The sequence below is a fragment of the Clostridium vitabionis genome (assembly GCF_015351765.1).
Taxonomy (GTDB): domain Bacteria; phylum Bacillota; class Clostridia; order Lachnospirales; family Lachnospiraceae; genus Clostridium_R; species Clostridium_R vitabionis.
This window is the reverse complement of sequence record NZ_JADKQA010000003.1, coordinates 27,743-47,684: the sequence shown is the minus strand read 5'-3', so window position 1 is coordinate 47,684 and position 19,942 is coordinate 27,743. Positions and strand designations below refer to the sequence as shown.

Genomic DNA, 19,942 nt, shown 5'->3' with positions numbered 1-19,942 from the left:
AAATATTTAAAGTTTATACTAACTTAAAACCTTTTTCAATAAGTTTGCTCCGGATAAGTTCAATATGCTCGAAATCCCTGGTCTCGATCTGGACGGTCAGGTAGCAGCCGTTGATCGCCGTATCCGTCGCGCTATTGTTGTGGTCAACCTTGGTCACATTGCCGCCGGTCTCGGAGATGATATCCGCCACCTCGCTCAGCTGTCCCGGCTTGTCAAGCAGCTCCAGGGTCAGCTCCGCCTTGCGGCCGGTCTTGATCAGGCCGCGGTTGATGACGCGGGAGAGGATATTGACGTCAATATTCCCCCCGGAAACCACGCAGACCACTTTTTTGCCCTCAACCGGAAGCTTGTGGAAGAGAACCGCGGCCACCGACACGGCGCCGGCGCCTTCGGAGACCACCTTCTCCTTCTCCATCAGCGTCAGAATCGCCGCGGCGGTCTCATCGTCGCTGACCGTCACGATATCGTCCACGTACTTGCTGCACATGGCGAAGGTCACATCGCCGGGGCATTTCACCGCGATGCCGTCGGCAAAAGTATTCACGCTGTCGAGAGCTTCCAGCTTTTTGTCCTTGAACGCCCGGTACATGCTGGGCGCGCCCTCGGCCTGGACACCGTAGACCTTGCAGGCAGGATTCAGTTTCTTCACCACGAAGGAGATGCCGGAGATCAGGCCGCCGCCGCCGATCGGGACAACCACCGCGTCGGCGTCTGCCAGCTGGTCCATAATCTCGAGGCCGATGGTGCCCTGTCCGGCAATGACATCCGGATCATCGAAGGGATGGATGAACACCGCCCCGGTCTCTTCCTGGAACTTCACCGCAGCCGCGTAGGCATCATCATAGACGCCGTCGATCAGGCGGACATTTGCCCCATAGCCCCGGGTCGCCTCCACCTTGGAGATCGGCGCCACCGCCGGGAGGAAAATGGTGGACTGCGCGCCCGCCCTCGTGGCGGCAAGCGCGACGCCCTGCGCGTGGTTGCCCGCGGAGCAGGCGACAACGCCGCGCTTCTTCTCCTCATCGGTCAGCGTTGAGATCTTGAAATATGCGCCGCGGATCTTGAACGATCCGGTATTCTGTAAATTTTCCGCCTTGAGATAGAGATCGCAGTCCGACGGAATGCGGGTCGCATGCACCAGCTCAGTCTTCTTGACCACCGGCTTGAGCACATGAGCCGCCTGATAAACCCTGTCCAGTGATAGTTCCATAGCCAATATTTCCCTCCTCGGTTCTCCCAGGAAGAAAGAAGCGGCAGTTTCCGCTGCCGCATTCTCCCTTGCGCGGGAACAGGTCCCGCGGAATATTTCTCTTTTTCGATTAGTTGTTGATCAGCTTGTTCTCTTCCTTGTTCCAGCTGTACAGCTTGCGGATCTCCGCGCCGACTTTCTCGCACGGATGAGCGGCAGCCTTGGCTCTCATCGCCTGGAAGTGGATCTGGCCGTTCTTCATATCGGTCATGAAGCCGGAAGCAAAGGTGCCATCCTGGATATCGGAAAGAACCTTCTTCATGGCCTTTCTGGTCTCCTCGGTAACGATCTTCGGGCCGGTTACATAGTCGCCGTACTCAGCGGTATTGGAGATGGAGTATCTCATGCCGGCAAATCCGGACTGATAGATCAGGTCAACGATCAGCTTCATCTCGTGGATGCACTCGAAGTATGCATTTCTCGGATCATAGCCAGCCTCGCACAGGGTATCGAAGCCTGCCTGCATCAGGGCGCAGACGCCGCCGCACAGAATTGCCTGCTCACCGAAGAGGTCGGTCTCGGTCTCGGTCTTGAAGGTGGTCTCCAGGATTCCTGCTCTTGCGCCGCCGATCGCAGCACCGTAAGCCAGAGCCCTGTCCAGAGCGTGGCCGGTAGCATCCTGCTGTACCGCAACCAGCATCGGGGTGCCCTTGCCCTCCTCATACTCGGAACGAACGGTGTGACCCGGAGCCTTCGGGGCAATCATGGTAACATCGACATCAGCCGGCGGAACGATCAGTTTGTAGTTGATGTTGAAGCCGTGCGCGAACATCAGCATATCTCCGGCCTTCAGGTACGGAGCGACATCCTTCTTATACATATCTGCCTGAAGCTCATCATTGATCAGGATCATGATGACATCGGAGCGCTTTACCGCCTCAGCGGTCGGCAGGACGGTAAGTCCCTGCGCCTCAGCCTTAGCCTTGGACTTGGAACCCTCATAGAGGCCGACAACAACGTCGAAACCGGAATCCTTCAGGTTCAGCGCGTGTGCGTGGCCCTGGGAACCATAGCCGATGACGCAGATCTTCTGGCCCTTCAGATAATTCGCATCACAATCCTTCTCATAAAATACTCTTGCTTCCGCCATTTGTTTATCCTCCTGATATGTTTTATCTTAACCTCCGCACCGTGATAGCGCGGCGGAAGACAGCACAGCTGTCCGGCCGTTTTGGCCGTTTTTATTGTAGCATCATTTTCTGACGCGGGATATGCCGAAAAGTTCTTCCTGCCATTACACAGCAGCCTGTTTCTCCGGCATGGGTTCCTCGCTGGTGATTTCCACCCTGCGGACATCGTAGAGCTTCTCCAGCTGGGCGACAACCTGGGTCTTCATGTAATCGTCCCCGGTGGAGACGATCGTGATCCGGGTCAGGCCCGGGACATCCGTCGGGCCAGCGTTGATGGTCTCGATATTATAGCAGCGCTTGCAGTAAAGACCGGTAATCCGGTTCAGTACGCCAAACTTATTGTTGACCCAAAGCTCAACCGTGAATTTTGTCATCGCCAATTCCTCCCGAGTGTACTGGAAAAATGTGTCTATTCTATGTTTTTTCCGGATGTTTTTCTGTTTCCGGCAAGCTTCCCGCTCAGTCCTTCAGGATGACATCCTTGATCGAGCGCCCCGGCGGGATCATCGGGAAGACCTTCTCATCCTTATCGATCGCGCAGTCGATCACCCACGCGCCGTCCGGCTCCCGGTCAATCTTCTCCAGAACCTGCTCGAGCCCCGCGAGATCCTTCACGTGGCAGCCATTTGCGCCGAATGCCTCCGCCAGCTTCGCGAAATCGGTCTTCCGGTTCAGGGTCGTCTCGGAATAGCGCTTTCCATAGAAGATCCCCTGCCACTGGCGGACCATGCCGAGGACGCCGTTGTCCAGAACCAGCACGGTGATCGGGAGCTTTTGGCTGACGACCGTGCACAGCTCATTGAGGTTCATGCCGAAGCTGCCTTCGGAGGTAACAAGAAGCGTTCTCTTCCTGCCCGACGCCAGGCATCCGCCGATAGCCGCCCCGAGGCCGTAGCCCATGGTGCCCAGGCCTCCGGAGGTGAGGAGCGTCCGCGGCTTCTCAAAATCATAGAACTGGCAGGTCCACATCTGATGCTGGCCGACATCCGTGGCAACCACGGTATCGTCGTTCAGATGCTTCCGGACTGTCCGGATAATGTTCTTCGGAATGAACTCTCCCTCACGCGACGGCTCCGCGGCGGGCACCTTGCGGAATTCCTCAATGGCCTTGCGCCACTGCGGATGATACTGCGGGGCGATATCCCTGAGCAGATCCCGCAGGATTTCCTTCACATCGCCCTGCACCCGGAGGTCGGGGTGGACATTCTTGCCCAGCTCCGATTTGTCGATATCAATGTGGATGACCTCACACTTGCGGGTGTATTCCTTAATATCGCCGGTCGCCCGGTCGGAGAAGCGCACGCCGACGGCGATCATCAGGTCGCACTCGGACTGCGCCTTGGTGGAAACATAGTTGCCGTGCATGCCGCACATGCCCAGATTGTATTCATAGGAATCCGGCACCGCCGTTCTGCCCATCATCGAGAGGCCGATGGGGGCATCCAGCCGCCTGGAGAGCTCCATGAGCTCCTCCTCGGCGCCGGAGGAAATCACTCCGCCGCCGCAGTAGATAAAGGGACGCCTGGCCCCGCGGATCACCCGGAGGACCTCATCCCGCCGGTACTCCAGCTTCGGCTTCTCCGGAATCTCCGGTTCCCTGGCCTCGCCGTACTCATACTCGCCGACCTGGACATTCTTCGGAATATCGATCAGGACCGGTCCCTTCCGGCCTGTATTGGCCAGCTTGAACGCCGCCTTGATGGTCTCCTCCAGCTCATCCACGCTCCGGACCATAAAGTTGTACTTGACTACCGGCTGCGTGATGCCGACGATGTCTACCTCCTGGAAGCTGTCGCGCCCGAGCGCGCTGACCGCCACGTTGCCGGTGATAGCAACCAGCGGGACCGAATCCAGGTTGGCGTTGGCAATGCCGGTAACCAGATTGGTCGCTCCGGGGCCGCTTGTGGCTATCACCACGCCGGTCTTCCCGGAAGCCCTGGCGTAGCCGTCCGCCGCATGGCAGGCGCCCTGCTCGTGGGCGGTAATCACATGATGGATCCGGTCGGAACACTTGTACAGCTCATCATAGATATCCAGAACCGCTCCGCCCGGATAGCCGAAAACCGTATCGACACCCTGGCGGATCAATTCCTCGACCAGAATTCTCGCGCCTCTGAGTTTCATCCGTTCCTCCTATATCCTTTCATCCGCGCCCGCCTGTGTTCGCAGCAGGGGCTTCCGCGGATGGTGAACAGTCTTTATATTTGAATTTCTTTCATGTTGGGCTTGATTATAAATCAACACATGGGGGATGTCAACGAAAAATGGCCTGAAACCGCGGTCTCAGGCCATACAAGAATTATAATATATAGTATTCATTTTCCGGAAAGGTAAGGCCCGGTCACACGCGGAAGCGGTAGCCCACGCCCCAGATCGTCTCGATGTACTGCGGCTTCGCCGTATTGTACTCGATCTTCTCCCGGATCTTCTTAATATGCACAGTGACCGTGGCGATATCCCCGAGGGATTCCATCCCCCAGATCTCCCGGAACAGCTCCTCCTTGGTGAAGACATGGTTCGGATTCTCCGCCAGGAAGGTCAGCAGGTCGAATTCCTTTGTGGTGAAGTTCTTCTCCTCCCCGTTTACCCAGACCCGGCGGGCGGTCTTGTCAATCCGGATTCCCCGGACCTCGATGATCTCATTTTCCGGCTTGCTGTTGCTGACCAGCCGCTGGTAGCGGGCGAGATGCGCCTTCACCCTGGCCACCATCTCGCTAGGGCTGAACGGCTTCGTAATATAGTCGTCGGCGCCCAGGCCGAGCCCCCGGATCTTGTCAATATCGTCCCGCTTCGCCGAGACGATAATCACCGGCGTATTCTTTTTGCTTCGGATGGTCTTGCAGATCTCGAAGCCGTCCACGCCGGGGAGCATCAGGTCCAGCAGAATCAGGTCCACGTCCTCCGTGAGGCTCTTTTCCAGCCCCTTTCTGCCGTCGTTCTCGATCTCCACCGTGAATCCGGAGAGCTCCAGGTAATCCTTCTCCAGCTCCGCGATGCTCTCCTCGTCCTCAATGATCAGAATTCTGCTCAATCTCTCCCGCCTCCTGATATTTTCTCAGCTCAAAATGCATCTCGGTTCCCTCGTGCTCCCTGCTGGTAGCCCAGATCCTGCCGCCATGATCCTCGATGATCTTCCGCACGATGGAGAGGCCGATGCCGCTGCCGCCGCGGGAAGAATTGCGGGACGCATCCGTCCGGTAGAACCGGTCGAAGATCTTCGGCAGGTCTGCCGCGGCGATGCCCGCGCCGTTGTCCGCGATCGTGGTCAGGATAAAATCCCCCTCGTCACGGATATCGATACTGATTTTCCCGGGAGTCTTGTCGAGATATTTCAGGGAATTGCCGATGATGTTATTGATCACGCGCTTCATCTGCTCCGGATCGGCGATCACACACACATCGTCCGCCACATCCGTGTGATAGGAAAACCCGATCCCGCGGGCTTCCATATCCAGGCCCACCTCCTCGACGCAGTCCCCGAAATAATCGTTGACATGAATCTTCGCGAAATTGTAGGGAATCCGGTTGGTATCGATCTTCGAGTAGAGTGTCAGCTCGTCGATCAGGCGGTCCATATCGTTGGTTTTATTGTAGATGGTGCGGAGATATTTGTCCAGTTTCTCGGGCGAGGAGGCCACGCCGTCCCGGATGCCCTCCACGTAGCCCTTGATGGCGGTCAGCGGCGTCCTGAGGTCATGGGAAATGTTGCTGATCAGCATTTTGCTCTCCCGGTCGTCCCGGATCTTCTCCTCCGCCGACTCCTTGAGCCGGATCCGCATCTCCTCAAAATCCTGGCAGAGTTGGCCGATCTCGTCATCGCTGTCCACCTCCAGGGTGAAATCCAGGTTGCCGTCCCGGATTTTGTTGGTCGCCTCCTTCAGCCGGGAAAGAGGGAAGAGCAGTGTCCGGTAAATCCAGAAGACCAGGACAATCCCGGCAAACACCAGGATGCCCACCGCGCAGAGCACCATGAGCAGATAGATATGCCGCACCTCGGGCAGGCTGGAGGACATCTTGGTCACAATAAAGAAGCTCCCCTCCGCACCGTCCGCAAAGCGGAAATCCACCTGCTTCAGCAGGAAACCGTCCTGGTCATCAAAATAGATCCCGGCCCGGTTCTCGCCGCCGCCGTACTCCGGGAGATCGGACAGGATCTTTGTCCCCGAAACGCCGAGGGATGCTTCCGACATCCCGTCATAGAAAATGTCCTCCCCCTTCCGGACGACCGCCGCGGAATAGCGGGCGCTGAGCTCCCTGTTCAGGCGGTGAAGAAGATCCGGATTTTCCATGGATTCCGGATCCGTCTCCGCGAGCTCCTCCACCTCCTCCTGGATTCCCTCGGTCAGCCGGTCAAAAATCGCCGCGGAGTTGCCGAACAGGATGTCCGACCCGCTGATGCCGTAGGTCTCCCGGACCGTTCGTGTCCCGTAGTTCGCGATACCGGCCACCATCAGGTAGATCAGCAGAAGGGGAACCACGGTCACCGTGATAAAGGCGATGAGAAGCTTTGTCTTGATTTTCATAAGGATTCCCCTCCATGGCACCGGGCGGGATCCGCAAATCCCGGGCAGGCCTAGCAGGCCTAAAAAGCCAAGCCCCGGACAAATATCCGCAAAGCCCGGGCAGAGCTGGCCGCTCCGTCCGGGCTTCAATCATTCGGTCACATTACCATTAAAGATAGGCTTTCAGGGCAGCCGCCTTGTCCGTTTTCTCCCAGGGAAGGTCAAGGTCAGTCCTGCCGAAATGGCCGTAGGCCGCCGTCTGGCGGTAGATCGGCCTCCGGAGATCCAGCATCCGGATGATGCCGGCCGGGCGCAGGTCAAATTCCTTCTGGACGATCTCCGCGAGCCTCTGGTTGGAGAGCCTTCCCGTGCCGAAGGTATCCACCATGACCGAGGTCGGGCGGGCAACGCCGATCGCGTAGGAGAGCTGGATCTGGCAGCGATCCGCCAGGCCGGCGGCAACGATATTTTTCGCGACATAGCGGGCGGCATAGCTTGCCGAGCGGTCAACCTTCGTGCAGTCTTTGCCGGAGAAGCAGCCGCCGCCGTGGCCGGAAGCTCCCCCGTAGGTATCCACGATGATTTTTCTGCCCGTAAGGCCGGTATCACCGGCGGGTCCGCCGATCACGAAACGTCCGGTCGGGTTGATGAAGAACTTGGTCTCCGGGGTTACCAACTCCCGTGGAAGAACCTCATCGAAAATATATTTCCTGACATCCCGGTGAATCTGCTCCTGCGTGACCTCCGGATCATGCTGGGTGGAGAGGACGACCGCATCCAGGCGGCAGGGCTTTCCCTCCTCATCATACTCCACCGTCACCTGGGTCTTGCCATCCGGACGGAGGTAAGGGAGCGTCCCATTCTTGCGGACCTCAGCCAGCCTTCTCGCCAGCCGGTGCGCAAGCGCAATGGGATAAGGCATCAGCTCCGGGGTCTCATTGGTGGCATAACCGAACATCATGCCCTGGTCGCCAGCGCCGATCCTGTCCAGCTCATCCTCGGTCATATCGTTCTCGCCGCGGCACTCCAGCGCGCGGTCAACGCCCATCGCGATATCCGGGGACTGCTTGTCCAGCATGACCTGGATCGCGCAGGTATCGGCATCAAAGCCCATCTCCGAGCTGGTATAGCCGATCTCGCGGATAGTCTTCCGGACGATCGCCGGGATATCCACATGCGCCTTCGTCGTGATCTCGCCCATAACAATGACAACGCCGGTCGCCGCCACGGTCTCGCAGGCTACGCGGCTCATCGGATCCTGCTCCAGCATGGCATCCAGCACCGCATCGGAAATCTGGTCGCACATTTTATCAGGATGCCCCTCGGTGACGGACTCTGATGTAAATAATCTTCTCTCCATTGCCTCTTTCCTTTCTTCTGTCCAGTACCTACTGACTATTCCCCGGAATGATTCCCTCTGGTAAGGCATGTAATGCAAATTTGCTAAGTTCGAACTGCGCTCACGCTTGTTCTCACTAAGCAAATTCGCATAGCTCGCACTAAACTCGCACTTCGCCCGCTGGGCTCGCGCTTGTTAAGTGCTCTGCATAAACGAACAGGTCCGCGAGCAACCCGCGGACCTGATTTTACCAATCAACTCCTCTTATTGCTCGGACAGGCATCGCACCTCTCCGCTCAGGCTGGCACCTTCCGCCGAAACCGCTATATACGGCCGGGTCGGGGTTGCCGTGACTTCATCGATCCTCTGTATCTCCATCACTCTGAATAAGGGATAATCAATATTTACTTTTATGGAATGTGTTCTCCGGCTCTTCCCGAGCCAAGCCTACGATAGCACAGCGCAGGACGCGGTGTCAATATACACTCACCGCATATTTGCCCAAATCGCAGAACCTGTTACTGTTCAGTGCATGCTGGGGATAACCCGCAGACCGGCTGCTTGCGGACGGCTTTGCGGACTTTCCCGCTCAGACTACCCGCAGGCGGAACTTCTGCGCTTCCCGCTCATCATCCACAAGCTCAATGCAGGCGCCCAGATGCCGAAGCTTCTCGTCGAACGCCTCGTAGCCGCGCTGGATATAGCCGATCTCGTCAACCGTCGTGTAGCCGTCCGCGGCAAGCCCCGCCAGGACAAGCGCCGCGCCCGCGCGCAGATCCGGCGCGGAGACCTCGGCGCCGAGGAACTTCTTCACGCCGGTGATGATCGCGGAATTTCCCTCCACGCGGATATTGCCGCCCATGCGGGCCAGCTCATCCACATAGCGGAAGCGGTTCTCAAAAATGCTCTCGGTCACGATGCTGGTGCCCTCGGCGAGAGCGAGGGTTACCGTGATCTGCGGCTGCATATCCGTGGGAAACCCCGGATAGGGCAGCGTCTTGATGTTGGTGTGGAACTGGCGGCTTCGGCCAACCACGCGGACAGCCTCGTCGAACTCGCGGACCTCGCAGCCGAGCTCGGCCAGCTTGCTGGAGATTGCCTCCAGGTGCTTCGGGATGACATTTTCCACCGTCACATCGCCCCGGGTGACCGCCGCCGCGCACATATAGGTGCCTGCCTCAATCTGGTCCGGGATAATGGAGTACTCGGTGCCGTGCAGGTGGCGGACTCCGCGGATCCGGATCACATCGGTGCCGGTCCCCTTGATGTTCGCGCCCATGCTGTTCAGGAAGTTCGCCACATCAACGACATGCGGCTCTTTCGCCGGGTTCTCGATGATCGTCTCCCCGTCGGCCATCACCGCCGCCATCATGATATTGATTGTCGCGCCGACCGACACCTGGTCCAGGTAAATATGGCTGCCGACCAGGTCAATCGCGTGGGCGTACACGATCCCGTTCTCAATCTTCACATCCGCGCCCAGCGCCCGAAATCCCTTGATATGGAGGTCAATGGGGCGGCTTCCGATGTTGCACCCACCGGGCAGCGGCACCTGCGCGCTCTTGTATTTGCCGAGCAGGGCGCCGAGAAAATAGTAGGACGCGCGGATTTTCCGGATAAATTCATCATCCACGCTGATCTGGCGGATCGAGCTGCCGTTCAGGCGCACCGTGTGCCGGTCAATCCGCTCCACCGAGGCGCCGATCTCCGCGAGGGCATCCAGCATCACATTGGTGTCCCGGACATCCGGCAGATTCTCAATCAGAACATCCTCATCTGTCATGAGCCCCGCGGCAAGAATACCGAGAGCGGCATTCTTCGCGCCGCCAATCTCCACTTCCCCGACAAGCGGAATCCCGCCCTTCATAATATATTGACTCATCTCGCACCTCAATCCCCGGCCACCCCCGGAGAAACGACTGAACTTCAAAGGAACATGTTCATGATCATCAAATGTATGGATTGCGCAGGCCTGGATAGCGCAAGGGGCAATTTACCACGCGGACAGGAAATTGTCAAGACTGCCCGCCCCTGAGGAAGCAGACAAAGCCGCTTCCGTTCTGGGCGAAGAACGCCGAGGCGTCCCCCTGCCCGAGCTTCTCCGCCTGGGTATTCCCGGAATCCGCGTTCCGGATAAAGGTCACATTGTTAAACTGGTCATATCCGGTCAGGACACCCACGGTGCCATCCGGGAAACGGAAAGCTGCCGGCATCCCCCTGCCGAGGAAGTACATGACCTGGGCAAGGCTCATGCCCTGCCCGTCGAACAGCCGGGTTCCGTCCCCGGAAGTTCGCTTCCCGCCGGTAAAGTCCTGAAGCCAGGAGAGCGCGCTCGAGACGGCAGAAGCAGGATCTCCTGACGAGGCCTCCGCCGGCCGGTCGATCCGGTTCCAGACGACATTCCCCGAGGCATCCGTGACCGTTCCCATGCTGTCGTAGACCGCGGCAACCGCCGCGGAAAGATCGGTATAGGAGCCGGCGAAGCGCCCCCGCGTGTAAGCGAGGAAGCCGGAAAATGCCTCTCCGCCGGATACTTCCGCCGCGTCATCAGCCCGGACCTGGATCTTTGCCGGGGTACGGACGGCAGCCCCGGAGCGGATGCCGGAAACCTTGACCGTGCAGATCCTGCCCACCATGCGGTCGTCTGCCGTGCCGATGAGGCTCTCCGCTGCCGCCGCGTCCGTCTGGTTATTGATCAGCGTGTCCTCGGGAACCGGCTGATAGGCACTGCCGTCCCAGGTCACCCGGCTCAGGTGGACCCTGCTGTCGCTGATCGTGATGCCGGTGATGTAGATATTTTCCTTCTGGTAGGTAACCTCCGGCTGCATCCCGGCGTCAACAATCACCACCGAGTAGAGCGGGAGGGAGGTGATCCGTCCCTGCGAGGACACCGCATCCTGCGTCCTGCCGATGCCGTAGACCACATCGTCCCCGACAAACCCCGCCAGACGGAGCTTCTCCCCATCTCCGGCGGAAATCACATTGTCCATGCCGTCCTCCAGATTGAGGACATGAATCGCCTCACAGTCATAGCGGTCACCGCCCTCCTGCCAGGCGATGCGGTTCCCGCCGGTGCTCGCGGCAAAGGTATCCAGGGACAGCCCCCCGGCCAGAACCTCCGCCTTGCTGCTGTCTGTGCCCAGACGGTAGACCGTGCCATTCATGAGGAGGCAGAACTTTCCCTCCGCGGTGAGATACGCCAGGGTTCCGGCGTCCTCCATCAAAAGCTCCGGGGACTCGGTTGAGGGCAGATAGAGCAGCTCCGCCAGCGTGTTGCCGGATCCGCTGTAGTGATAGAGTGTCGTTCCGGTCTGTCCGGCATGGGCGCCCCGGCTCTGGTAGCCGCTGACAAAAAAGTTGACATCCCCGGTGTCGGTGACCGTCAACGCCTTCACCAGGCAGTTTCCATAGTCCTCCCCGGCCGTCCGGTCATCCTCCCGGGTAGAATAAATCCGCGTCAGCGTATTGCCCTTCTGGTCATAAACCCAGAGATCCCCGTTGGCGGAAAATGCGGTATCCGTCCCCGACGGACTCTTCCTTGCGCTGGCCTCTTCCCCGTCATTCACCCCGAGGGCCACCTGTCCTTCGGTGACCGCCGACGGATTCCCGTCAAATACCTCGCGGGTTTTCCGGTCAAAATCCATGACGTAGACCCGCTCAGGCCCGCGGCGCATGGTGTAGCTCTCCGTCACATCGTAATAGACGGTCCGGCTGTCCGTATCCCGGGCTGCCGTGTAGGTGAGCTCCAGCACGCACATGCTGCCCATGAGCTCACGCAGGCGGAAGAGGGTGTCTCCCTCTTTCCTCATCCCGGTGCCATGCCAGGTCAGCATATCGAAATTGTTGGCCAGGGTGACCTCTCCCAGGCCGGAATTATCCGCAAGTGCAGACACCTCAAGATAGGTCGTGAGATCCCGCGCCGCCGACGGGTCGAATGTCTTATCGGAAAAATCCGCGGCAAAATCCACCATTTCCTTGGCATCCTGCCCTGACGGGGCCATGATCCGGGTATAGTAGTAGATCTGCCGGCCGTCCTCCACGGTCAGGAGAACCGTCATCTGATATTCCACGTCCGCGCTGATCATATTCTGGATCGGGAGGCGCGCCGTCACGAGGTTCCCGTCCCCGCCGAACTGGCTGACATCCGTGCGCTCAACCAGGTGATCCCCGGCCGCATTCCGGATCTCATAGCGGAGGCCGGTAATCTTCGTCCCGTCGGGATCAATGTCGAGCGTGAGCTGACGGTCCGCCGGGAGGATTGTGAGATCTGTCCTTCCGGCCGCGTCCTTTTCATCTTCCGTATGGCCGCTGAGCAGGTTCATCCGCCGCCCGTACATCTCCGCACTGATCCTCGGGATCTTTGCGTCCTCCACCGTAGTGTAGACATCCACAGAACCGCCATGCTCACGGTGCCGCCAGAAAAAAAGGCCGGCAAATACCGCAAGAGCCGCCAAAAGGAGCAGTACCGCTGAAAGTACTGCCCTCCTCGCCGTAAATAATCTTTTTCCCATCAGGAATACAGCTTCTCAGGATAGACGCCGTCCGCAATAAGCCTGGCAAATGCCGCCGTGACGCTCGCTTTGTCCTCCTGATAGGTAACGCCGAACCATTTATCTCTCGTCTCCAGCACGCGCACCTTCGCCTTTCCACCGCGGATCTGCTCGTCGATCACGCTCGGCAGAAGATACTCCGCCTTCAGGTCGCCCGCCGGAACATTTTCCAGGAACTTCGGGAACCCGGCCTCCAGCACATCGAAAAATGCCGGCGTGAGGCCCCACATATTCATCGACACATGCTGGTCCGCACGGACCGTCACCGGATTGCCTTCCGCGTCCTTCGCGCTCATCTTTCCGTCCGTCATGCGCACGTCGTAGGTCTCGGTGACACGGGCAAGCGTCCCGTCAGGATTCACCTCGCAGACCCCGCGGGTTACCGTCCCGTTGTCGCTCAGGGTATTCTTCAGGATGAAGCCCGCCATGCACATATCCAGGTACGGCTTGCTTTCACTCATCTCATTGGCCATGTAGTCGTGGACCTTTCCGAACGCTTCCTTCCCATAATAGTCATCCGCGTTGATGACAAGGAAGGGCTCATGCACCAGGTTCTTCGCCGCAAGCACCGCCTGTCCGGTGCCCCAGGGCTTCTTCCTTCCCGCCGGAACGGCAAATCCCGCCGGAAGGTCATCCATCTCCTGAAATGCGTACGCGCAGGGAATCACCTTCTCAATGCGGCTCCCGATGATCTCCCGGAAATCCTTCTCCAGATCTCTCCGGAGAATAAAGACAACCTTATTAAAACCGGCCTGCATCGCATCATAGATCGAGTAATCCATGATAATCTCACCGTTCGGCCCCATCGGGGTGAGCTGCTTGATTCCGCCGCCAAAACGGCTGCCGATTCCTGCCGCCATAATGACCAGGGTTGTATCTTTCATCTGCTTCTCCTCCATCATTCACAAATAGAAAGCCGCGGACGCCCCCTGCTGCTGAAAAATCCTGCGGCTTACCGATTAAAAATCGCAATTGTTCAGACCTGCATGTGCTGAACAGTTACAAAAAATCATAGCACATTTACAAGGCCTTGTCACGAATCCCCCTTGCCATCCACCGGTGTCTCATCCTCAATCATATAGTAGCCGATTCCCATCTCGGTAAAGATATATTCCGGCTCCGCCGGATTCTGTTCCAGTTTCCGCCGGATGTGCGCCATATTGACGCGCAGGATGCTGTTGTCCCCGGCAGCGTAAGGCCCCCAAATGCTGCGGATAATCGCGTCGTAGGTCATGACGCGGCCGCTGTTCTGGGCGAGCAGCGCGATGATCCGGAACTCATTCTGGGTCAGGTGGACAGGCTTGCCCCCGATGGTCACCACATGGCGCCCATAATCGACGGTCAGTTCCTTCGCGTGGTAAGGGCGGTTTGTCAGGGATCCGGCATTGATGCGGCTTCCGTGGCGGAGCGCTGTCCGCACCCTGGCCAGAAGCTCACTGGTGCCGATGGGCTTCGTCAGATAGTCATCCGCGCCGGCATCCAGGGCCGCCACCTTCTCGTCCTCCCTCGTCCTCGCGGAAATGACGATGATCGGCACAGTGGTGTACGAGCGGATTTTCGCGATCACATCCATCCCGTCGATGTCCGGGAGACCGAGATCGAGAAGGATCACGTCGGGGCAGTGGAACGCGATGTCCGACAATGCCTTCTTTCCCCTGTCCGCAAGCTGGACTTCATAACCCGCCTGTTTTAAAAAGGTTGCGATAAAATCTCGGATATTCTTCTCATCCTCGACGACCATAATCTCCGTTTGTGCTGCCATATTCTATTCCTTATCCTTTACTGTGCCGCGCTCCGGCCGTCCGCTTCCGCCCCCTTCGGTAGGCTGAACCAGAAAACTGCCCCCGGATCCGCGTTTTTTACTCCGATCTCCCCGCCGTGGGCGGCAATGATGGTCTTACAGATCGAGAGACCGATACCCATGCCCTTATGTCCGCCCATGTCCTCCGAAGGGCCGGACGTCCCGTCAAAAATCGTGCTGATCCGCTCCGGCTCGATACCCCTGCCGTGATCCCGCACATAGAAATACACTTCCCTGTTATCCTCTTCCACGGTACACTCCACCGGCTCGCTCGAGCCGCTGTGCACGACGGCATTTTCCATCAGGTTGATCAGCACCTGCTCGATCAGGATGGCATCCATGGGAAGCATGATCAGCTCCTCCGGCACACGGACCCGGACCTTCGCGTCCGGAAGCCGCTTCCGGAGCCTGGAGACAGCGGAACCGACAACCTCCTCGACCGGCTCATCCGTCTTGTGGACGCTCGCGGTCTCATTGTCGATCCGCGTGACTGAGAGCAGGTTCTCCACCATATTGAGCAGCCAGTTGGAATCCTCCTGGATGTGCGTCACCAGCTCACGCTTCTCCCCCTCGCCCATCGTGTCCCCGGCTTCCAGATAGAGCGTGCTGGAACCGATGATGCTGGTCAGCGGCGTCCGGAGGTCGTGGGAGATCGCCCTGAGAAGATTTGCCCGCATCCTTTCCTTCTCCGCCTCCATCAGCCGCTTCTCGTTCTCCTGCAGCTCCTGCGCCTGCGCCTTCATGCTGGTGGTCAGCATGCTGGTGATCGACGCGATCGTAAACATGGCCACGAAGGTCAGCGGGTAGCCTGTCATGGTAAAATTGAACTGCCCGTAGGGATAGGTGAACAGGAAATTGACCAGGAAGACCGCGGCGAAAGCCGCCGCCTGCCCGTAGCGGTAACGGTCCGTCGAGCGTGCCGTGATCAGCACGGCAAGGACGTACACCAGCGCGATATTGCTGGAGGGGTTCTGCATATGGGTAAAGAAAAACGAGGAACTTGCCGTGGCGATATCAATCATGATCACCGCGACAACCCAGCCGTTCAATTTTCCAAGGAATCCCGGCCAGTAGGCCAATTTCCGGAGAAGCTTTCCGCCAACCTCCCGCTTTTTATTCTGCATCCTTCTTCCTCCCCTGCCCGAAAAACCAGGCAGTATCCTCAGTATAGCATATTTTTCTCCGTGTTGAACTTTCCATTTGCGTGTGCTACACTTTCCTTCGGTTCGATGAACGGTTACCAGGAAGGAAGCGTCTATGATGAACAGACCCGGAAGAAATGACCCCTGCTGGTGCGGCAGCGGGAAAAAATATAAGCACTGCCACATGGCATTTGACGACCGCCTCATCGCGGAGAGAGACCTGGGGCACGAGGTTCCTGACCACAGCCTGATCAAAACCCCGGCCCAGATAGAGAAAATCAAGGAAAGCTGCAAGATCAACATCGCTGTCCTTGATTATGTGGCGGAGCACATCCGCGCCGGGGTCACCACGGAGGAGATCGACCAGTGGGTCTTCACAGAGACCCAGAAGCGCGGCGGCATCCCCGCGGACCTGAACTATGAGGGATATCCGAAGAGCGTCTGCACTTCGGTCAACGAGCAGGTGTGCCACGGCATCCCGTCGCCGGATGTGGTTCTTAAGGACGGGGACATCATCAACGTGGACTGCTCCACCATCCTCGACGGCTATTTTTCCGATTCCTCCCGCATGTTCTGCATCGGGAATGTCTCCCCGGAGAAAAAGCGGCTCGTGGAGGTGACCCGTGAGGCAGTCGCCAAGGGTCTTGAGGCGGTTAAGCCCTGGGGATTTCTCGGCGACATGGCCGAAGCCGTCCATACCCACGTTGAGAAGAACGGCTACAGCGTTGTCCGGGAGATCGGCGGCCACGGCGTCGGCCTGCAGTTTCATGAGGATCCCTGGGTCGGCTATATCGGAAAACGCGGCACCGGCATGCTGCTGGTTCCCGGCATGATGTTCACCATCGAGCCCATGGTCAATATGGGAAAGCCTGACGTCTACACTTCCGACGGCGACAATTGGGCAGTCTACACCGTTGACGGCCTTCCGTCCGCCCAGTGGGAAATCCAGGTTCTGGTGACCGAGGACGGCCACGAGGTCCTCAGCTGGTAAATTCCGGCCTCGCTGCCGCCACGGCAAACCATACGGCGGCTGTTCCGATCACCCTCACCGGCATGTGCCAAACCGTTAAAAAATCAGCTGTCTTTCTTCCCGGGTCTTTGCGGGACGGAAGGCAGCTTTTTTTGCCGCACCGGTTCGGAAAACGGCAGTCAGATCCGCATAGCCCGCGCCAAACCTGCGCCTCGACCGCCGGGCTTGCGCTTGTTCCATGCTCCGCGCAGAAAAAAAGGCCGAAACCCCGGCAAAGGATTTCGGTCTTCCCATCAGAGCGCGAGACGGGATTCGAACCCGCGGCCCCCACCTTGGCAAGGTGGTGCTCCACCTCTGAGCCACTCGCGCATTGGCTTGTCGTTTTCACCGACGAGAGTTATATTAGCACAGATTCTCCGGGGATGCAACAACATTTTAAAAAACTTTTCCCGCCCCGTTTACCGCTGTGTTACTGTTCAGGGCAGGCGAGGAAAACCAATAAACAGCGGCTTGCGGAAATGTTGTCCTCAGGCATTCCAGAGCGCCTCCCTCGTCGTGGAGATCGCATCCGCACCGGCATCCAGCGCCGCGATGATATCTTTCCGGCTCTGGATGAGGCCGCCGGCGATCAGCGGAAGATCTCCGTTCTCCCGGAGCTGGCGCAAAATCTGCGGCATGATCCCGGGCATGATCTCCACCGCGTCCGGCCGGAAAGACTGCAGCTGCTTTTTCAGTGTGGCCAGGGCCATGGAATCGACGACGAAGGACCGCTGGATGCAGAGCAGTCCAAGCTCCCTGGCGTGCTTGACCAGCGGCGATTTCGTGCTGATGATCCCGTCCGCGCGGGTATTGTTGCGGAGGAAATCCACCGAAATCTCCTTGGACGCCAGCCCCTGCACCAGATCCATGTGGACGATGGCCGCTTTGCCCGCCCCCTTGACCTGGTCTACCAGGTCGGTGATATCGCAGACCGACCCGAACAGAAGGAAAATGACCGAGCACTGGCTTTCCAGGGCGCGATTCAGCCCTTCCTGGCTCTTCACCGCGGCAATCACCGGATTTGTTTCCAGAAGTTCCAGCATTCTCTCCATTTTCCGTTCCTCCCGTACAGCCATCTTCTGCTTCTCACGCTTAGCATCATAGCACAGGAGCGGGATGCGCGCAAATCCGGAAGGGCAGTACGCCCTTCCGGATTTGCGCGTTTTCCGGCACACGCCTTTGTCTCAGGTCTCCTCGGCGTAGCGGACAAATTCGAGGCTCTGGATCTCCCCGAGGATCGTCTCCCGGACACGCCGGTCGCGGATCTCCAGGGTGATGATCGCGGACGGCCCCTCGCCCTTGATCCGGCTCTTCGTCAGCTCAATACTGGAGATTTTGACGCCGCGGCTCCGCATAGCGTCGATAAACCGGGCAACGCTGGAACCGGTGACAAATTCAATGTAAAAGTCATAAACCACCGCGTGCTCACGCACATAGATATCCAGCCGGTTGAACACCTTGAAAATAAAGACGACAAACACCAGGGCATAGATTGCCCCGTCGATAAAGCCGATGCCGGCGGCAAGCCCGAGGCAGGCGCAGGTCCAGAGGCCGGCCGCCGTCGTCAGGCCGCGGACCTGGTGCCGGCCGGTCACGATGATCGTGCCCACACCGAGGAACCCGACGCCGCTGATCACCTGGGCGCCCATCCGGTTCATGTCCGCGCGGACTTCCGGAAACTGGATCGCGATATATTCGCTGGTCAGCATAACCAGCGCCGAACCAAGGCAGACCAAGGCATGCGTCTTGATGCCTGCCCCCCTGTGCTTGAGCCCGCGGTCAATCCCGATCACCAGGCCAACAACCAGTGCCACCGTAAGACGGATAATAATCGCCAGCACATCCCACCCCCGGGCTGCGCTGATCAGCCAAAACCACATAACTCTACCCCCTATGAATGTTCCCCTGCCTGCGGCGGAGAAATCCCCAGTTCTTCCTCCTCCACGTAAAAAAAAGAGCACACACTCCCCCCTCAGAAGTGCATGCTCTCTCATTCTCTCGCGAACAAAAACAAGCAGGTGATGGGAATCGAACCCACATATCCAGCTTGGAAGGCTGGTGTTCTACCACTGAACTACACCTGCATAAAAAAAGTGCCCAAAGTCGGAATCGAACCAACGACACGAGGATTTTCAGTCCTCTGCTCTACCAACTGAGCTATCTGGGCATCGTCCTGAAGCGCAAGCGCTCCGTGTGACATCGACTATAATACTAAATCCTTGCGCGGCTGTCAAGCAAAAATCGAATTTTTCTTGGCAAAAATTTTCCCGCGATAGCCCTCCGCCTGCCTGCGCGCCGAAGCGGATCCGCAGACAGGCGCCGGGCGGTTCAGGCATTTTCCCTGCCCGCGGTGAGAATCTCCTGCAGCCTCGCGAACTGCTCCAGGGTCAGCGCCTCGCCGCGTACGGTCGGGGAAAATCCGGCCTCGGTGATCGCCTGCTGAATCTGCTCCTTGGAAAAAGAGAGCGAAGCCGCATTGGCCAGCGCATTCGCCAGCGTTTTCCTGCGCTGTCCGAACGCCGCCCGGATCAGGCAAAACAGCCCGTCCGGATCCTCTGTCCGGACGGCGGGAACCTCCCGCCGCCGCAGGCGGATCACCGCGGAGCCGACCTTCGGCCGGGGAATAAAGCAGGACGGCGGCACATGGGCCACGATCTCCGCCTCGGAGTAATACTGCACCGTCAGGGAGAGCGCCCCGTAATCCTTCGTGCCCGGCCCCGCCTGCATCCGCTCGGCGACCTCCTTCTGCACCATGACTGTCACCGAGCTCAGCGGAACCCCGCTCTCAAACAGCCCCATGACGATCGGCGTCGTGATGTAGTACGGAAGATTGGCCACCACCCGGATCGGCCGGCCTCCGTTGTACTCGTCCGCCAGCGCCCGGATGTCCGTCTTCAGGATATCGTTGTGGATCACGGTCACATTCGTGAGATCCGACAGGGTGTCCCGGAGAATCGGGATCAGATGGTCATCGATCTCCACGGCCACCACATGGCCGGCTTCCGCCGCCAGCCGGCGGGTCAGCGTGCCGATGCCGGGGCCGATCTCCAGAACCATATCCCCGCTGCCGATCTCTGCCGCCTCCGCGATCGCGTCAAGAACGCCGGGGTCGATCAGAAAGTTCTGCCCGAGCTGCTTCCGGAAAGCAAACTCATACTTCCGGAGAACCTCAAGGGTATTTTTCGGGATAGCCAGATTTTTCTCCATGCTGCCTCCTGAC

At 58.6% G+C, this 19,942-nt stretch carries 15 protein-coding genes, 3 tRNA genes, 1 pseudogene and 1 riboswitch; of the genes and pseudogenes, 1 reads left to right on the top strand and 18 read right to left on the bottom strand.

From position 1 onward, the window contains the following. Positions 1 to 13: 13 nt before the first annotated feature. From ilvA to ISF27_RS07330, 12 genes and pseudogenes are all read right to left on the bottom strand, one after another. Positions 14 to 1,210, bottom strand: coding sequence for a threonine ammonia-lyase (ilvA, locus tag ISF27_RS07385; RefSeq protein ID WP_194610705.1), 1,197 nt, complete (start codon positions 1,208 to 1,210; stop codon positions 14 to 16). A gap of 109 nt (positions 1,211 to 1,319) precedes the next feature. Beyond that, a pseudogene (gene ilvC / locus ISF27_RS07380) lies at positions 1,320 to 2,345 on the bottom strand (ketol-acid reductoisomerase); the annotation flags it as partial. A gap of 138 nt (positions 2,346 to 2,483) precedes the next feature. After that, positions 2,484 to 2,753 (bottom strand): acetolactate synthase small subunit, encoded by a 270-nt coding sequence (gene ilvN / locus ISF27_RS07375; protein ID WP_194610702.1) that lies wholly within the window; start codon positions 2,751 to 2,753, stop codon positions 2,484 to 2,486. Between the two features lie 85 nt (positions 2,754 to 2,838). Then, complete coding sequence (gene ilvB, locus ISF27_RS07370) at positions 2,839 to 4,503, bottom strand: biosynthetic-type acetolactate synthase large subunit (RefSeq protein ID WP_194610700.1); 1,665 nt, start codon at positions 4,501 to 4,503, stop codon at positions 2,839 to 2,841. 217 nt (positions 4,504 to 4,720) lie between these two features. Next, on the bottom strand, positions 4,721 to 5,410 hold the full coding sequence (locus ISF27_RS07365) for a response regulator transcription factor (protein ID WP_194610698.1): 690 nt from the start codon (positions 5,408 to 5,410) through the stop codon (positions 4,721 to 4,723). Then, positions 5,388 to 6,902 carry a sensor histidine kinase gene (locus tag ISF27_RS07360; protein WP_194610696.1) on the bottom strand — a complete coding sequence of 505 codons (1,515 nt, stop codon included), beginning with the start codon at positions 6,900 to 6,902 and terminating at the stop codon, positions 5,388 to 5,390. Before ISF27_RS07360 ends, ISF27_RS07365 begins: the two co-directional genes overlap by 23 nt. Before the next feature lie 148 nt (positions 6,903 to 7,050). Beyond that, a complete protein-coding gene (gene metK / locus ISF27_RS07355; RefSeq protein WP_194610694.1) occupies positions 7,051 to 8,241 on the bottom strand; it encodes a methionine adenosyltransferase in 1,191 nt (396 codons plus the stop codon). Positions 8,242 to 8,481: 240 nt separating this feature from the next. Beyond that, a riboswitch (SAM riboswitch) is annotated at positions 8,482 to 8,613 on the bottom strand. Between the two features lie 196 nt (positions 8,614 to 8,809). Further along, entirely contained in the window at positions 8,810 to 10,102 is a 1,293-nt protein-coding gene (locus tag ISF27_RS07350) for a UDP-N-acetylglucosamine 1-carboxyvinyltransferase (protein WP_194610692.1), read from the bottom strand. A 133-nt stretch (positions 10,103 to 10,235) separates the two neighbouring features. Further along, positions 10,236 to 12,731: a hypothetical protein gene (locus ISF27_RS07345; protein ID WP_194610682.1), complete on the bottom strand. Its 2,496-nt coding sequence runs from the start codon at positions 12,729 to 12,731 to the stop codon at positions 10,236 to 10,238. Next, on the bottom strand, positions 12,731 to 13,654 hold the full coding sequence (locus ISF27_RS07340) for a nucleotidyltransferase family protein (protein WP_194610680.1): 924 nt from the start codon (positions 13,652 to 13,654) through the stop codon (positions 12,731 to 12,733). Before ISF27_RS07340 ends, ISF27_RS07345 begins: the two co-directional genes overlap by 1 nt. Before the next feature lie 149 nt (positions 13,655 to 13,803). Then, complete coding sequence (locus tag ISF27_RS07335; RefSeq protein ID WP_194610678.1) at positions 13,804 to 14,532, bottom strand: response regulator; 729 nt, start codon at positions 14,530 to 14,532, stop codon at positions 13,804 to 13,806. 17 nt (positions 14,533 to 14,549) lie between these two features. Then, positions 14,550 to 15,695 (bottom strand): sensor histidine kinase, encoded by a 1,146-nt coding sequence (locus tag ISF27_RS07330; RefSeq protein WP_194610676.1) that lies wholly within the window; start codon positions 15,693 to 15,695, stop codon positions 14,550 to 14,552. A 136-nt stretch (positions 15,696 to 15,831) separates the two neighbouring features. Here ISF27_RS07330 and ISF27_RS07325 point away from each other — a divergent pair, with 136 nt between their 5' ends. Then, entirely contained in the window at positions 15,832 to 16,704 is an 873-nt protein-coding gene (locus ISF27_RS07325; RefSeq protein ID WP_407926079.1) for a methionyl aminopeptidase, read from the top strand. A 276-nt stretch (positions 16,705 to 16,980) separates the two neighbouring features. On the opposite strand, the gene ISF27_RS07320 is transcribed toward ISF27_RS07325, so the two are convergent. The 6 genes from ISF27_RS07320 to rsmA form a co-directional block, all read right to left on the bottom strand. Then, positions 16,981 to 17,052, bottom strand: a tRNA-Gly gene (locus tag ISF27_RS07320). 158 nt (positions 17,053 to 17,210) lie between these two features. Next, entirely contained in the window at positions 17,211 to 17,774 is a 564-nt protein-coding gene (locus ISF27_RS07315) for a glycerol-3-phosphate responsive antiterminator (RefSeq protein WP_194610672.1), read from the bottom strand. A 132-nt stretch (positions 17,775 to 17,906) separates the two neighbouring features. Further along, positions 17,907 to 18,602 (bottom strand): MgtC/SapB family protein, encoded by a 696-nt coding sequence (locus ISF27_RS07310; RefSeq protein ID WP_194610670.1) that lies wholly within the window; start codon positions 18,600 to 18,602, stop codon positions 17,907 to 17,909. Between the two features lie 133 nt (positions 18,603 to 18,735). Continuing rightward, positions 18,736 to 18,806 (bottom strand) — tRNA-Gly (locus ISF27_RS07305). A gap of 10 nt (positions 18,807 to 18,816) precedes the next feature. Beyond that, positions 18,817 to 18,889 (bottom strand) — tRNA-Phe (locus ISF27_RS07300). A gap of 161 nt (positions 18,890 to 19,050) precedes the next feature. Further along, positions 19,051 to 19,929, bottom strand: coding sequence for a 16S rRNA (adenine(1518)-N(6)/adenine(1519)-N(6))-dimethyltransferase RsmA (rsmA, locus tag ISF27_RS07295; RefSeq protein WP_194610662.1), 879 nt, complete (start codon positions 19,927 to 19,929; stop codon positions 19,051 to 19,053). Positions 19,930 to 19,942: the final 13 nt, after the last annotated feature.